Annotated in this window: 17 protein-coding genes; 12 read left to right on the forward strand and 5 right to left on the reverse strand. The window is 29.8% G+C overall.

Annotated features, from left to right (window positions below):
• Nucleotides 1-32: 32 nt before the first annotated feature.
• The 3 genes from G507_RS0112640 to G507_RS0112655 all read right to left on the reverse strand — a co-directional run bounded on the left by G507_RS0112640 (nucleotide 33) and on the right by G507_RS0112655 (nucleotide 2,377).
• Nucleotides 33-1,184: a 5-(carboxyamino)imidazole ribonucleotide synthase gene (locus G507_RS0112640; protein WP_026717826.1), complete on the reverse strand. Its 1,152-nt coding sequence runs from the start codon at nucleotides 1,182-1,184 to the stop codon at nucleotides 33-35.
• 374 nt (nucleotides 1,185-1,558) lie between these two features.
• A complete protein-coding gene (locus G507_RS0112650) occupies nucleotides 1,559-1,798 on the reverse strand; it encodes a hypothetical protein (RefSeq protein ID WP_026717828.1) in 240 nt (79 codons plus the stop codon).
• A gap of 33 nt (nucleotides 1,799-1,831) precedes the next feature.
• Nucleotides 1,832-2,377, reverse strand: a complete 546-nt coding sequence (locus tag G507_RS0112655) for a hypothetical protein (protein ID WP_026717829.1) — start codon at nucleotides 2,375-2,377, stop codon at nucleotides 1,832-1,834.
• Between the two features lie 216 nt (nucleotides 2,378-2,593).
• Here G507_RS0112655 and G507_RS17575 point away from each other — a divergent pair, with 216 nt between their 5' ends.
• From G507_RS17575 to G507_RS0112690, 6 genes are all read left to right on the forward strand, one after another.
• Complete coding sequence (locus tag G507_RS17575; protein WP_084518980.1) at nucleotides 2,594-3,712, forward strand: adenylate kinase; 1,119 nt, start codon at nucleotides 2,594-2,596, stop codon at nucleotides 3,710-3,712.
• Between the two features lie 120 nt (nucleotides 3,713-3,832).
• Nucleotides 3,833-5,059: a hemolysin family protein gene (locus G507_RS0112670; RefSeq protein WP_026717830.1), complete on the forward strand. Its 1,227-nt coding sequence runs from the start codon at nucleotides 3,833-3,835 to the stop codon at nucleotides 5,057-5,059.
• Between the two features lie 99 nt (nucleotides 5,060-5,158).
• Nucleotides 5,159-6,169 carry a GTPase ObgE gene (obgE, locus tag G507_RS0112675; RefSeq protein ID WP_026717831.1) on the forward strand — a complete coding sequence of 337 codons (1,011 nt, stop codon included), beginning with the start codon at nucleotides 5,159-5,161 and terminating at the stop codon, nucleotides 6,167-6,169.
• Between the two features lie 119 nt (nucleotides 6,170-6,288).
• A complete protein-coding gene (locus G507_RS0112680; RefSeq protein ID WP_026717832.1) occupies nucleotides 6,289-6,975 on the forward strand; it encodes a tetratricopeptide repeat protein in 687 nt (228 codons plus the stop codon).
• A 72-nt stretch (nucleotides 6,976-7,047) separates the two neighbouring features.
• Complete coding sequence (locus G507_RS0112685) at nucleotides 7,048-8,403, forward strand: UDP-N-acetylmuramate--L-alanine ligase (protein WP_026717833.1); 1,356 nt, start codon at nucleotides 7,048-7,050, stop codon at nucleotides 8,401-8,403.
• Nucleotides 8,404-8,415: 12 nt separating this feature from the next.
• Nucleotides 8,416-9,096, forward strand: coding sequence for a hypothetical protein (locus G507_RS0112690; RefSeq protein ID WP_026717834.1), 681 nt, complete (start codon nucleotides 8,416-8,418; stop codon nucleotides 9,094-9,096).
• Nucleotides 9,097-9,102: 6 nt separating this feature from the next.
• Here the strand turns inward: G507_RS0112690 and G507_RS0112695 are convergent, their stop codons facing one another.
• Nucleotides 9,103-9,753, reverse strand: a complete 651-nt coding sequence (locus G507_RS0112695) for a DUF1287 domain-containing protein (RefSeq protein WP_084518982.1) — start codon at nucleotides 9,751-9,753, stop codon at nucleotides 9,103-9,105.
• A 122-nt stretch (nucleotides 9,754-9,875) separates the two neighbouring features.
• Here G507_RS0112695 and radC point away from each other — a divergent pair, with 122 nt between their 5' ends.
• The 6 genes from radC (at nucleotide 9,876) to G507_RS0112725 (ending at nucleotide 14,496) form a co-directional block, all read left to right on the forward strand.
• Entirely contained in the window at nucleotides 9,876-10,559 is a 684-nt protein-coding gene (gene radC / locus G507_RS0112700) for a RadC family protein (protein WP_026717836.1), read from the forward strand.
• An 83-nt stretch (nucleotides 10,560-10,642) separates the two neighbouring features.
• Entirely contained in the window at nucleotides 10,643-11,272 is a 630-nt protein-coding gene (locus G507_RS0112705) for an ABC transporter ATP-binding protein (RefSeq protein WP_026717837.1), read from the forward strand.
• Nucleotides 11,269-12,597, forward strand: coding sequence for an ABC transporter permease (locus tag G507_RS0112710; protein ID WP_026717838.1), 1,329 nt, complete (start codon nucleotides 11,269-11,271; stop codon nucleotides 12,595-12,597). The genes G507_RS0112705 and G507_RS0112710 overlap by 4 nt, the downstream gene beginning before the upstream one ends.
• The gene (locus G507_RS0112715) at nucleotides 12,590-13,072 is read left to right on the forward strand and encodes a hypothetical protein (RefSeq protein WP_026717839.1); all 483 of its coding nucleotides are present in this window, start codon (nucleotides 12,590-12,592) and stop codon (nucleotides 13,070-13,072) included. The genes G507_RS0112710 and G507_RS0112715 overlap by 8 nt, the downstream gene beginning before the upstream one ends.
• A gap of 1 nt (nucleotide 13,073) precedes the next feature.
• A complete protein-coding gene (locus tag G507_RS0112720) occupies nucleotides 13,074-13,760 on the forward strand; it encodes a YjjG family noncanonical pyrimidine nucleotidase (protein ID WP_026717840.1) in 687 nt (228 codons plus the stop codon).
• 1 nt (nucleotide 13,761) lies between these two features.
• Nucleotides 13,762-14,496 carry a hypothetical protein gene (locus G507_RS0112725; RefSeq protein WP_026717841.1) on the forward strand — a complete coding sequence of 245 codons (735 nt, stop codon included), beginning with the start codon at nucleotides 13,762-13,764 and terminating at the stop codon, nucleotides 14,494-14,496.
• A gap of 16 nt (nucleotides 14,497-14,512) precedes the next feature.
• On the opposite strand, the gene G507_RS0112730 is transcribed toward G507_RS0112725, so the two are convergent.
• Nucleotides 14,513-15,790: a replication-associated recombination protein A gene (locus G507_RS0112730; RefSeq protein ID WP_026717842.1), complete on the reverse strand. Its 1,278-nt coding sequence runs from the start codon at nucleotides 15,788-15,790 to the stop codon at nucleotides 14,513-14,515.
• Between the last annotated feature and the right edge of the window lie 79 nt (nucleotides 15,791-15,869).

A 15,869-nucleotide genomic window follows, 5' to 3' on the forward strand; every position in this document is an offset into this window, starting at 1 on the left:
TTTTCAATCTTTCAATTTTTTCAATCTTTCAATTAACTTATAACTCTAATACTTTTCTTAACTTCCTCAGCAATCTTTCTAGCTTCAACCATATCTTCGTTTACAATTGTAACGTGACCCATTTTTCTGAAAGGTCTAGTTTGTCTTTTTCCGTAAATATGAGGTGTTACTCCGTCAATTGCCATTATTTTTTCAATGTTTTGATATACAACTTGACCTTCAAATCCTTCTTCACCAACCAAATTCACCATAATTCCGGCAACTTTGCTTGAAGTATTTCCTAAAGGAAGATTTAATATAGCTCTTAAATGATTTTCAAATTGTGATGTATAACTTGCTTCGATAGAATAATGTCCGGAATTATGTGGTCTTGGTGCGACTTCGTTTACTAAAATTTCATCCTCTTCTGTTTGAAACATTTCAACAGCTAATAAACCAACGTGATTGAAACTCTCAGAAACTTTTAAGGCAACATCAATGGCTTTTTGAGCTACTTTTTCGTCAATTCTTGCAGGACAAATTACGTATTCAACTTGATTAGCTTCAGGATGAAATTCCATTTCTACAACAGGATACGTTTTTACTTCTCCAGAAAACGAACGAACAACAATTACTGCCAATTCATTTTTAAAGGGAATCATATCTTCAGCAATACATTCCACATCTGGAAGATTTGTTAAGTCCATAGAAGAACGACAAACTTTTACACCATTTCCATCATAACCAAATTGAGCACATTTCCATACGAAAGGAAACTCTAATTCGTCTTTTTCAAGAGATTGTTTTAAATCATTTAAACCTACGAAACGCAAATGTTTTGAAGTAGGAATGTTTTTTTCGACATAAAAATCTTTCTGTTTTCCTTTGTTTTGAATTAAACGCAAGGTTTTTGGAGATGGAAAAACAGCTAAACCTTCTTCTTCTAGTTTGTCTAAAGCGTCAAGATTTACGTTTTCAATTTCGATTGTCAATAAATTAACCATTTTTCCAAATTTGTAAACCGTGTCAAAATCCATTAGACTTCCTTTGTAGAAAGCATTGCAGCCAAATTGTGATGGTGCTTCTTCACTTGGATCAAGCACTAAAGTTTGAATGTCAAATTTTCTTGTGTCAGCCAAAAGCATTTTTCCTAATTGACCACCACCTAAAATTCCTAATTTAAAATCAGAAGAGAAATAATTCATATAATTTAATCTGAACTTGTTTCAGATTCTTTTTTAGTTAAAACTTACTTTCCACAAAGATAAACATTTGAAATTCCGTTACAATAATTTTAAATAATCTTTTGGATTTTGTCGATTGTCTATAAAAAGTAAAAATATGATTTTTTGATTTCCTTCATCATATTCATAAAATAGAGAAGCATTTTTGTGCAACACAACTTTTCGGATAGTTTTTGTAAATAATTTACCTAATTGAGGATTAATTAGCAGTTGTTTTTGAGTTTGATCTACTAAATCAATAAAATTTTGAAGTATTTTATAATTCCATTTAAAAAGCACAAATTCTGAGACATCTAGAAAAGAAATTCTGCCTTCTTAAGAAATTTCAATTTGAATCATTTTAGACCATATTTATCTCTTACTTCATTCAAAACATTATCAAAAGAATGTGTTTTTCCTTCTTTTGCACTTTGTTGCGATTTTTCTAGAAGTTTAATAATCAAATCTTTTCCATCATCTGTTTCGTCCCAAGAATTCGCTTGATTTATGTTGTTATAAATTTTTGAAATAAAATCATCTGAAGTAGATTCTTCTATTTTTTTAATAATTGCACGTTTTTTTTCTTGTAAATTCATCGCCTTATTGGTTTGATAATCAAAGATATAATTTTAATTTAACTTCTTCAAAATATTACGCGCACAAGCTTGATAAGCTGCTGAATGTTCAAAAGCATCTTGCGTGATTATTGGCTTTAATTCCTCGTAAATCCAATTGTATTTTTTTCCTAAAACAAATAAAGCTTTCATGGAATATACTTTTGCAGCTACTTTTTCATTTTGAATTAATCGATCTACTAAATTTTCAATAATAGTGTGTTCTTGGTCTTTTGACAACTCAATTCCGTTTTTTCTGTGATTGCTTTTGGCTAAAAACATACAAATTTTTGTGGCTGGTCTAACAGCTGAATCCTCTTTCAATTTAGGAAGAACTTCACAAAACCTATCTAAATAGGGTACGAACATTTTTAGTTTTTTATTGCAAACTAATTCTAATGACCAAAAGGCTTTTACGTGATTTTTGTGCGAAATATCAAAAGCAATTTCGATTAATTCAGCTAAATTTTCATCACTTTTCATGGCAAAATTACTTACTGTAATTCTGCTTTTTTTGTGAGCTGTACTTTGGTCAATTTTTGCAAACATTTCTGAATTCATATATGGAAATATTTATTTTTAGAGATCATATATGGTATCGTTTTTTTTAAGGTTTTTGCTAAAGCAAATAGGGTTTGTGACGATTTCATGCTGTAAATATATCAATTTTGCAAAAAAGTTGAAATACTTTATTCGTAATCCTTTCATGTTTAGTAAATTTGTTGTTTATTTTTAATTACAAACAACAAAACCGATTTATTTCGGAACAACTACACAATGATACAATTACACGATAAACATTTTACACCTTTTATTTCATCAGACGAAATAGATTTTGCAATTCAAAATATGGCAAAACAAATGGATGATGATTTTTTTGACGAAGTTCCTGTTTTTATTGGAGTTTTGAATGGTTCTTTTAAAGTTATTTCAGATTTGATGAAATATTATAGAGGAATGTGTGAAGTAAGTTTTGTAAAACTAGCTTCTTATGAAGGAACAGAAACAACAAATGAAGTAAAACAATTAATCGGTTTAAACGAAGATTTAGAAGGAAAAACCGTTGTAATTGTTGAAGATATTGTTGATACTGGAAACACAATTGAAGAATTAAAAAGAATATTAAAAGACAAAAAAGTAAAGCATTTAAAAATTGCAACCTTATTTTTTAAACCTGAAGCTTATAAAAAAGACATAAAATTAGATTATGTTGGAATTCGAATTCCAAATAAATTCATCGTTGGATTTGGATTAGATTATGATGGATTAGGAAGAAATTTACCAGATGTATATCAATTAGCCATAGCAAACACACAAACAGAAATGATTAATATAGTTTTATTCGGAAAACCTGGAGCAGGTAAAGGAACTCAAGCCGATTTTTTAAAAGAGAAATATAGTTTAGTACATCTTTCAACAGGAGATATTTTTAGATACAATATAAAAAATGATACCGATTTAGGAAAATTAGCTAAAACTTTTATGGATAAAGGTGATTTAGTTCCAGATGAAGTAACCATTAAAATGTTGCAAAGTGAAGTTGATAAAAATCCAGATGCAAAAGGATTTTTATTTGACGGATTTCCAAGGACGATTGCACAAGCAGAAGCATTGGACGCTTTTCTAAGTTCAAAAAATCAAAAAATTACGGCAACAGTTGCTTTAGAAGCTGATGATAATATTTTAGTACAACGTTTATTAGAACGAGGAAAAACATCAGGAAGACCAGATGATCAAGATGAAGAAAAAATCAGAAATCGTTACGACGAATATAACCAAAAAACGGCTCCATTGATGGATTACTACAAGGCACAATATAAATTCAAATCTGTTGACGGAATTGGAAGTATTGCAGAAGTAACAGAAAGATTGAGTAAGGTTATAGATACTTTATAATTTTTTTTAGATATTTGTAATCATTAAAGAGCTATTCATTTAAATAGCTCTTTTTTTTTAACTTTACTTATGGAAATACTTATTATATTATTCTTAATTCTATTAAATGGCGTTTTTTCAATGTCTGAAATTGCTTTAATTTCTGCAAGAAAAACTCGTTTAGAAACAGCTGCCAAAAAAGGAAATATAAAAGCAAAAGCTGCTTTAGAATTAGCTAATTCTCCCAATAAATTTTTATCAACCGTTCAAATCGGAATTACCTTAATCGGAATTCTAACAGGTATTTTTTCTGGAGATAAAATCACTACAGATGTTAAAAATTTTGTTAGTTCGTTTGAAGTCTTACAGCCTTATGCAGATTCAATTGCCGTTGCTATAGTTGTAATAATTTTGACGTTTTTCTCATTAGTATTAGGCGAATTATTACCCAAACGAATTGGTTTGAATCATCCAGAGGGAATTGCAAAAGCTTTGGCCATTCCTATGAAATATATGTCAAAAATTACGATGCCATTTATTTGGTTGTTGACGATTTCAACTGAGTTTTTATTGAAAGTGTTACAAATAAAACCTTCAGCTGACGGAAAAGTTACGGAAGAAGAAATCAAAGCCATTATAAAAGAAGGAACAGAAGGAGGAGAAGTTCAGGAAATTGAGCAAGACATCGTTGAACGTGTTTTTCATATTGGAGATAGAAAAGTAAACTCTCTCATGACACATAGAAATTCAGTAGTATATTTATCTCAACAAGACACAACTGAAGAAATTAGAGCTAAAATTTTAGAAAATTTACATTCTTTTTACCCTGTTTGTAAAGATAATTTGGACAATGTAGTTGGAATTGTTTCCTTAAAAGAATTGTTTTCAAATTTTGAAACTGGAGATTTCGATTTAAAACAATTTATAAGTGAACCCATTTATTTTATCGAATATACTTTAGCTTATAAAGCATTAGAACATTTTAAAACCTCAAAAATTCATTATGCATTGGTGACTGATGAGCATGGAGTTTTTCAAGGAATGATTACTTTAAATGATATTTTAGAAGCTTTGGTTGGTGATGCTTCCGATTTTTATCAAGAAGAATTTCAACTATTAGCAAGAGAAGATGGTTCTTGGTTGGTAGATGGACATTACTCACTACATGATTTTCTAACCTATTTTGAAATGGATGATTATTTGTCAGATTATGAAGTAACAACAGTTAGTGGTTTAATCATTACTGAATTAGGAGCAATTCCTAAACAAGGTCAGAAATTAATTTGGAATAAATTAGAGTTTGAAGTAATTGATATGGATGGCGTAAAAATTGATAAAATTTTAGTAAAAAACATCAATAAAGAATAAAATAGTAGTTTGAGTAATAAATCTTACCTTTGCAAAAATAATTTTAGCATTGAAATTGGCTAATCACTAATTACTAATTGCTAAACACTAATTAAAGTTATGACAGAAGGAAATTTCGTCGACTACGTAAAAATATATGTTTCTTCCGGAAAAGGAGGAAAGGGTTCGTCGCATTTACATAGAGAAAAATTTATTGAAAAAGGAGGTCCAGATGGTGGAGATGGAGGTCGTGGTGGACACGTTTATGTTAGAGGGAATAAAAATCTTTGGACATTATTTAGTCTAAAATTCTTGCGTCACGTAAAGGCTGGTCACGGTGGTGATGGAGGAAGTTCGAGAAGTTCTGGTTCTGATGGTGGTGATAAATACATTGAAGTTCCATTAGGTACCATTGTAAAAGATAAAGAAACAGGTGATGTTTTATTTGAAATTACAGAACATGATGAAACAAAAATTCTTGCAAAAGGAGGAAAAGGTGGTTTAGGAAACTGGAATTTTAGAAATTCAGTAAATCAAACGCCAAGATATGCTCAACCAGGAATGCCAACTGAAGAAGTTGATATCATTTTAGAATTAAAAGTTTTAGCTGATGTAGGTTTAGTAGGATTTCCAAATGCTGGAAAATCGACTTTATTATCAGTATTAACATCTGCAAAACCAAAAATTGCCGATTATCCTTTTACAACTTTAAAGCCTAATTTAGGAATCGTTGCTTATAAAGAATTTCAATCCTTTGTAATTGCAGATATTCCAGGTATTATTGAAGGTGCAGCAGAAGGAAAAGGTTTAGGGCATTATTTTTTGAGACATATTGAACGAAATTCGACTTTGTTATTTTTAGTTCCAGCTGATGCTGATGATATTAAAAAAGAATATGAAATTTTGTTAGATGAATTAAGAAGATACAATCCAGAAATGTTAGATAAAGACAGATTGGTTGTAATTTCAAAATGTGATATGCTTGATGAAGAATTAAAAACCGAACTAAAAGCGCAATTAGACAAAGAATTTAAAGGAACTCCTTATATGTTTATTTCTTCAATTACAAATGTAGGATTAGGAGAATTGAAAGATAAGCTTTGGAAAATGTTGAATGTTCCAGCTGAGTAATTTTTTAATTAGCAATAAAAACAAAAAAGGCTTTCTATTTTTAGAAAGCCTTTTTTGTTTAGTAGTATAAATGATTTTTTTTAAAATCATTTTAGTATTTTTGAGCATAATTTAAAGCAATGAAAATTAAACTATTATTTTTTTTATTATTTTCTTCAGTTATGATAGCTCAATCAAGTTTTGAAAAAGCAGAAAAATTGTATTCAGAAAATAAACTTTCTGATGCAAAAAAACTATTTGAAGACTATTTAAAAACGAATCCAAATCATTCAAAAACCATTGAATATTTAGGAGACATTGCTGGAAAAGAAAAAAAATGGGATGAAGCTATTTCTCTCTATGAAAAATTAAAACTCAAATTTCCTTCTACTGCAAATTATCATTACAAATATGGTGGTGCAATGGGCATGAAAGCTAAAAGTGTTAATAAATTCAGAGCATTAGGAATGATTTCTGATATTGAAACTGCTTTTTTAACTGCTGCTAAATTAGACGAAAAACATATCGATACGCGTTGGGCTTTAGTAATGTTATATATCGAATTACCCGGAATTGTTGGAGGAAGTGAAACCAAAGCCCAAAAATATGCAACACAATTAATGAACTTGTCTAAAGTTGACGGTTACTTAGCAAGAGGTTATATTGATGTGTATTTTGAACGTTATTCAAAAGCAGAAGCAAATTATAAAAAAGCACACGAAATAGGAAATTCAAATACAACTTATGAAAAATTATATGATTTGTATTGGAATAAAATGAAGGATAAAACGAAAGCAAATCAGTTAAAACAAGAATTTAAAAAATAAAATAATAATCAAATCCTAAATTTCCAAATTAGTTTTTTTTGGAATTTGGAATTTTAAATATTGGAATTTCAAATGCGTACACATTTCATAGCCATTGGTGGAGCAGCCATGCACAATTTAGCTCTAGCCTTACATAATAAAGGATATCAAGTAACAGGTAGCGATGATGCTATTTTTGAACCCTCGAAATCAAGATTAGATAAAAAAGGATTATTGCCAAATGAAATGGGTTGGTTTCCAGAAAAAGTCACTTCAGATATTGAAGCTATTATTTTGGGAATGCACGCAAAAGAAGACAATCCAGAATTGTTAAAAGCACAACAATTGGGCTTGAAAATTTACTCTTATCCTGAATTTTTATACGAACAATCTAAAAATAAAACACGAGTTGTAATTGGTGGTTCACACGGAAAAACTACGATTACTTCAATGATTTTACATGTAATGCACTTTCATAACATTGAAGTGGATTATATGGTTGGAGCTCAATTAGAAGGCTTTGATACGATGGTTCATTTAACGCACGAGAATGATTTTATCGTTTTAGAAGGCGATGAATATTTATCTTCACCAATTGATAGACGACCAAAATTTCATTTATACCAGCCAAATATTGCTTTGCTTTCCGGAATTGCTTGGGATCATATTAATGTATTTCCAACATTTGAAAATTATGTGGAACAGTTTGAAATTTTCGCAAATCAAATCACTAGAGGTGGAATTTTAGTTTACAATGAAGAAGATGAAACCGTAAAAAAAGTTGCTGAAGAAACTGAAAATCCTATTCGAAAATTACCTTATCAAACACCAAGTTACACAGTCGAAAACGGAACAACTTTATTAGACACGCCAGAAGGTCCAATGCCAATTGAAGTTTTTGGAGCACATAACCTAAACAATTTAGCTGGTGCCAAATGGATTTGCCAAAACATGGGAGTTGATGAAGCTGATTTTTACGAAGCCATTGCCACTTTTAAAGGAGCAAGCAAACGTTTAGAGAAAATCGCAGAAGGAAATGGAAAAGTAGCTTATAAAGATTTTGCGCATTCACCAAGTAAGGTTTCTGCAACTACAAAAGCTGTTAAAAATCAATATCCAGATAGAAAATTAATTGCTTGTTTAGAATTACATACTTATAGTAGTTTAAATGCAGAATTCTTAAAGGAATACCAAGGAGCATTAGATTCTGCAGATGTTGCTGTAGTTTTCTATTCACCAGATGCAGTAAAAATAAAACAATTAGAAGAAGTAACATACGACCAAATAGCACAATCGTTTGAAAGAGAAGATTTAATTATTTACACCAATCCAAAAGAATTTAAAGACTTTTTATTTGCACAAAATTTCGATAATTCTGCTCTATTGTTAATGAGTTCAGGTAATTATGGTGGTTTGGATTTTGAGGAAGTGAAAGGGTTGATGAATTAATTCTATAATAATTTGAAAGGAATTCTAAGTAATATTGATTCGCTCGATGTAGAAGATTTTTTAACTAAACTTGAGAACTCATTTCAAGTAAAGTTTACTGATGAAGTTTCAAAACTTAATTCTTTTGGAGATTTAATAGATTTAGTTAATGGAAAATTATCTTTAAAAAATGAAATTGAATATAAAAGTTGTACTTCACATTATTTATTTAATAAAGTAAAAAAAATAATTATTGATTTCAAAATTTTTAATGATGAAAATATTCAACCTATAACAAGCTTGAATAAAATTTTTCCATTATTGAAAAGAAAAAAATCAATTAAATTTATTGAGAATGAGCTAGGGTTAAAGTTAGATGTATTACGAACTCCTCATATTTATTCTTTTTTTATTTTATTAAACTTTATTTTTTTAATAAGTAGCTTTTTTCATGATTTATTTTCAACTAATTATATAATAGTAGGTATATTATCATTTATTACACTTTCGTTTTTAGGTAGATTTTTTACGTTAGATTTTAAGGATAAGACTTTCGGTAATTTAATTAAAAGGATTGCAAGAGATAATTATATTGAGAGCAAAAAAGATAAAAATTTTTTCAATCCAAATGAAGTTGAAAAAAATATTAAAGCATTATTTGTTGAAGAGTTTGGTTTTTATGATATTAAAATAACAAGAGAAACTAAATTTTAGAATCATTTATTTCTCATATCTATAATGCCCAACAATTTCATAACTAAACAAACAATCCTGCAAAATTTGTCCGCCACCAACATTGTGTACAATTAGATTTCGTTTTCCATCGTCAGATTTTAAATGAGTTACAATTCCAATATGAGGTAGTTTTCCGTTAATCATCCAAGTTATTAAATCACCAGTTTTGTAATCAGATGCGTTTTGAGAAGCAATTAATTTTTCTCCTTTTCGTTCAAAAAACACTTCCAAATTTGGTACTCTTCTGTGATCAATATTTGTATCAGTTTTTGTTAAACCCCAAGTTTTTCGATATTTAAAAAAATTAGCTTTCATATCTTCGTGAACTTCTTTTTGCAAATCAATTCCCAATTTTCTATAAGCACGAATGATTACATCAGTACAAACTCCAGTTTTTGAAGGAACATCACCATTTGGATATTTTATGGCAACATAACTTGGTGTGTAAACTATTTTATCATCAATTATAGAAATCACAGCATTTGATAATTTTTCTGCAAACGAATTCGGTTTTTTAATAATACTATCTTGAATAATTTCTGTAGGATTTGAAAAAACTATTTCATTCGATTTCACTACTTTTTTACATGAAAGTAGCGTAAATAATAGTGTAAATATGTATAAAAATTGTTTCATTTTGATTTTTAATTTGCGATGATTCGTGCAATTTGTGTCAAGTATAAAAAATTCTAACGTTTTTATTTTGAAGTTATTATAAAATTATTTTCTTTTGTACTTTAATATAAGCCAAATAAAATATGTACACACCAATCAACCAATGGGCGGAAGACGATCGTCCACGCGAAAAATTTCTATTAAAAGGAAAATCTTCCTTATCGGATTCTGAATTACTTGCTATCTTAATTGGTTCTGGTTCTCGAAATGAGAGCGCAGTGCAATTATGTCAACGTATTTTAGCATCAACAAATAACAACTTGAATTCTTTAGGTAAAGTTTCAGTAAGTCAATTATTAAACTTTAAAGGAATTGGTGAAGCAAAAGCCATTTCCATTGCTGCGGCATTAGAATTAGGAAGACGAAGAAGAGCAGAAGAAGCAGTTGAATTAAAAAAGATTACCTCAAGTAAAATGGTTTTCGAAATCATGCAACCTATAATTGGTGAATTGCCTCACGAAGAATTTTGGATATTATACCTAAATAATTCCAACAAAGTAATTCATAAAGCTCAATTATCAAAAGGTGGAATTACAGGAACAGTTGTAGACATTCGTTTAATCTTCAAAATTGCTTTTGAGCAAAATGCTGTATCTATCATTTTGACTCATAATCATCCATCAGGAAAATTAGTAGCAAGTGAAGCTGACATTCAAATCACTAAAAAAATTAAAGAGGCTTCAAAATATTTAGATGTTGCGGTTTTAGATCATATTATCATAACAGAAAATGGTTTTTATAGCTTTAATGATGAAGGAATTTTTTAGAAAAGTTTAAGAAATTAATACGTTTCAAATTCTTACCTTGCCACTTATAAAATTAGAATTCAGAAATTAGAATTTAGAAAAGTATGATAAGTACTAAAGACATTACATTTCAATATCCAAAGGGAGAATTATTTCACATGCCAGCATTATTTTGCACGGCTGGAAATGTTATTCTAATTACAGGAAATTCAGGAAGAGGAAAAACCACGTATTTACATATTCTAGCAGGATTGTTGCGTCCAAAAACAGGTTCTATAGAAATTGATTCAACAGATATTGTTACTTTATCCGAAAGAAAAAACGATTCTTTTAGAGGGAAAAATATCGGAATAGTTTTTCAAAAACCACATTTCATAGCTTCTTTAACTATTTTAGAAAATTTAGAAATGACAAGTTGGTTAGCAACAGGCAAGAAAAATTCGGCAATAGCTAAAAAACTATTATGTCAATTAGGATTAGAAGATCATGCTTCAAAATTGCCTTCACAATTAAGTGTTGGACAGCAACAACGTGTTTCAATTGCTAGAGCTTTGATTAATGAACCAAAAGTTTTATTGGCAGATGAACCAACATCAAGTTTAGATGATAAAAATACAGAAACAGTAATTGAATTACTTACAACCTTATCAAAAGAATACAAAGCGGCTTTAATAATTGTAACACACGATAGCAGAATAAAAGAGAAGTTTCACAACCAAATAACAATGATATGATAGCAAAATTAGCTTGGAGAAATATTTGGTTTAAACCTTTAAATACAATCTTGAGTGTCATTTTATTGATGTCAAGTGTTGCGATAATTACAGTTTTAATTTTATTAGAAAAACAATTTGAAGAAAAGTTCAACAGTAATATTGATGGTGTAGATTTAGTAATGGGAGCACAAGGAAGTCCTTTGCAATTAATACTTTCATCAGTTTATCAAGTAGATGCACCAACTGGGAATATTAGTTATGATTCTGCAAAAGTTTGGATGAAAAGCCCTTTTTTAGAAAAAGCAATTCCTTTAGCCTTTGGAGATAATTATAGAGGTTATAAAATTTTAGGAACAACTCCAGATTATTTAGAGAAATATGGAGCAAAAATTTCTGAAGGAAAACTATTCGAACATAATTTTGAAGTAGTTGTTGGAAATGACATTGCTAAAAAATTAAGCATTAGAGTAGGAGATACGTTCTTTGGTTCTCATGGTGATGCAGCAGAAGGAGAAGTTCATGAAAATGAAGCTTACACTGTTGTTGGAATTACTGAAAAAACCGGAAAAGTTGTAGATAATTTAATTATTTGTAACATTCCAAGTGTTTGGCAAATGCACGGAAGTCATGAAGGACATAATCATGAGGAAGAAGTTTCTCAAAATCCAGCTCATGGAGAAGAAGGACATATTCATGATGATCACGAACACGATCATGTTGCAGAAAATCCAGCTCATGGAGAACAAGGACATATTCAACATGATCATGAAAATGATTTGACAATTGACGAACCAAACATGGAAATTACAGCAGTTTTATTAAAATTCAGAAATAAAATGGGAATTGTAACTTGGCCAAGAATCATCGCTCAAAATACAAAAATGCAAGTAGCTTCTCCAGCAATTGAAGTCAATCGTTTATTCAAATTATTCGGAATCGGAATTGATGCTCTTCAATATTTAGCCTACGGAATTATGTTGATTTCTGGAATTTCAATTTTTATAGCTTTATTCAATACATTAAAAGAAAGAAAATTTGAGTTTGCTTTATTAAGAGTAAGTGGAGCAGGACGATTTAAGCTTTTACTATTAGTAATGATAGAAAGTCTTTTATTATGTGTGGTTGGATTCCTTTTTGGAACGATTCTTGGAAGAATTGCTTTGATGTTGCTTTCCAATTCGGCAGAAGATGATTTTAAAATGAGTTTCAATCCTTATGAATTTATTTGGGATAAAGAAGGAATTCTTTTTTTACTAACTATCTTTGTTGGAATCATTGCAGCGTTAATTCCGGCTATAAAAGCCTATAATTTAAATATATCAAAAACATTAGCAAATGGGTAAGTTTACCAAAATTATTGTAGCACTTTTTGTTGCTTTTTTCTTATTTAGTTTTTCAAATTCAACAAATAAAAATTTCAAAACTTCTACTAATAAAGTAGTTGCAGAAGATACTTTGACATGGAAATTATTAGGGAATATTTCATACAGTAAAAAAACAGTAAAAGATTATGGAGAAGTAGATTTTCCTGTCGTGAATTCAAAATTAAAAACTTTAGGAAAGAAAACGGTTGTAATCAGTGGATTTATTATTCCAATTGATTCGAAGAATTATGCGATTAGTAAAAACGTATTTGCAGCTTGTTTTTTCTGTGGAAAATCTGGGCCAGAAACTTTAGCTGGAATTAAATTCAGAGGAAGTTTGCCAAAACTAAATACGGATCAATACGTGACTTTAAAAGGAACTTTTAGATACAACGAAACAGATATAGAAGATTGGATTTATCACATCGAAGATGCTGTAATTGTAAAAAAATAAGATGTTCAAACATAAAAAACACGTTTTCTTTGATTTAGATCATACACTCTGGGATTTCGATAAAAATTCAGGTTTTGCGTTTGATGCAATTTTTAAAAATCAAGGTTTTGATATTTCTCTAGAAGAATTTTTAAACATTTATATTCCAAGAAATCAACATTATTGGAAGTTGTATCAAGTCAATCAGATTTCACATCAAGATTTACGTTATTATAGATTGAAAGATGTTTTTGATGCTTTGAAATTTGAAGTTTCTGACGAAATTATTCACAAATTATCTGATGATTATATTGAGTATTTACCAGAATACAATCATCTTTTTGACGGAGCTATTGAGTTGTTAGACTATTTAAAACCAAATTATCAATTGCATATAATAACTAATGGTTTTAGTAAAGTTCAAGACAAGAAGTTGCATAATTCAAACATTGGGCATTATTTTGAAACCATAACAAATTCAGAATTAGCCGGACAAAAAAAACCAAATCCTATTATCTTTGATTACGCTTTAGGAATTGCAAAAGCTTCAAAAGAAGAAAGCATTATGATTGGTGATAGCTTTGAAGCAGATGTTTTAGGAGCTTTAGATTTTGGTATAGATGCAATCTTTTTCAACGAGCATAAAACAGAAATTAATCACGATGTTTACCAAGTAAATCATCTTTTAGAATTAAAAAATATATTATAAAATGAAGAAAATTGTTTTTTTATCAATATTGTTTTTTTCTATGCTTTCTGTAGCACAAGAAAATTATAAAGTTATTATTATGCCAAAGAAATTCGATTTCTTAAAAGCTGAAAATGAATATAATCTAAATGTTTTATGTAAATCATTCTTTGAAAAAGAAGGTTTCCAAGTGTTTTATACAACTGATAAATTACCTTTAGAAGTAGCTAGCAATAGATGTAATGCATTGTTTTTAGATTTAATTGAAGACAGCAATATGTTTAAAACAAAAATGAAAATTGAATTAAAAGATTGTCAAAACAATGTTGTCTCTTTTAGTGATGAAACAGAGTCGAGAGAAAAAAATATAAATGCAGCATATAATGAAGTAACGAGAGCTGCATTAATTTCAATGAAAGGATTTACAAATGTTAAAAATAAATATGCTATTTCTACTGAAAATAAGATAGAAGTCAAAGAAAGTGCTGTTTTAACCGAAGAGAAAGTGACATCAAGTAAACAGGAAATTGGTATTGAAAATGCAAAATTAGTTTCTGTGCTAACTAAAAACGGCTATAATCTAGTCGACGAAAATAAAAAGATAAAATTCGAACTTTCAAAAACTACAAACCCTGCAATCTTCATTGCTAAAAAAGGAAGTATTCAAGGAATTTTTACTTTCAACGGTAAAAACTCAAAATTTGAAAGTTATCAAAATGATGTTTTAGTGGTTGAAGAAGTTGATGCGAAGTTTTAGTTTATATCAACTCATACTAATACCCATACTTATCCTTCCAACGATTCTTCAAAAACTGACGAATTTCCTTTTCACGAGCATTTTCGCCAGGGTCAAAGAATTTAGTTTCCGATAAATCATCAGGTAAAAATTCCTGTTCAGCAAAATTATTAGCAAAGTCGTGCGAATATTTATATTCATCACCATAACCTAATTCCTTCATTAGTTTAGTTGGAGCATTTCGTAAATGTAACGGAACAGGCAAATCACCAGTTTGTTTTACGATTTGTTGAGCTTTTCCAATAGCCATATAACTCGCGTTACTTTTAGCAGAAGTTGCCAAATAAACCGCACACTGACTCAAAATAATTCGACTTTCAGGATAACCAATTGTTGTCGCAGCCTGAAACGTATTATTAGCCATAATTAATGCGGTCGGATTTGCATTTCCAATATCTTCGCTGGCTAAAATCAACATTCTTCTGGCAATAAACTTTACATCTTCACCACCTTCAATCATACGAGCCAACCAATAAACCGCACCATTTGGATCACTTCCGCGAATTGATTTTATAAAAGCGGAAACAATATCATAATGCATTTCACCCGTTTTGTCATATAAAACTGTGTTTTTTTGAGCCAATTGCATTACTTTCTCATTCGTAATTTCAATCAAATCGCCTTCACTGGCATTAATGACTAATTCAAAAACATTCAATAATTTTCGACCATCACCACCAGAAAGACGCAACAAAGCTTCCGTTTCTTTAAGTTGAATATCTTTAGATTTCAAATAAGCATCGGTTTTAATCGCTCTATGCAACAAAGCTTCCAAATCATCTTTAGAAAACGGATTCAAAACATAAACCTGACATCTTGACAACAAAGCCGGAATCACCTCAAAACTCGGATTTTCAGTCGTTGCTCCAATTAAAGTTACCCAACCTTTCTCCACAGCAGCTAACAACGAATCTTGTTGCGATTTACTAAAACGGTGAATCTCATCAATAAACAAAATCGGATTTTTTGCCGTAAATAAACCACCACTTTGCTTCGCTTTATCCAAAACTTCACGAATATCCTTTACACCACTATTAATCGCACTCAAAATATAAAACGGACGTTTACTTTCTTCAGCCATAATTTGAGCCAAAGTGGTTTTTCCCGTTCCAGGTGGTCCCCACAAAATCAAACTCGGAATAATTCCTTTCGCTATCTGATGTGTCAACGAACCTTGCTCTCCAACTAAGTGCAACTGACTAATATATTCCGATAGTTTCTTTGGGCGAATTCGTTCTGCTAATGGTGCATTCATTTTGTAAAAATACAATAATTTTATTTTTTTGGAGCTCTAACTTCAGGCATTTTTAGAAAGGTTTCTTCCTGCTGTCCAT

This window comes from Flavobacterium gelidilacus DSM 15343, assembly GCF_000422685.1.
In the GTDB taxonomy this organism is placed as follows: domain Bacteria; phylum Bacteroidota; class Bacteroidia; order Flavobacteriales; family Flavobacteriaceae; genus Flavobacterium; species Flavobacterium gelidilacus.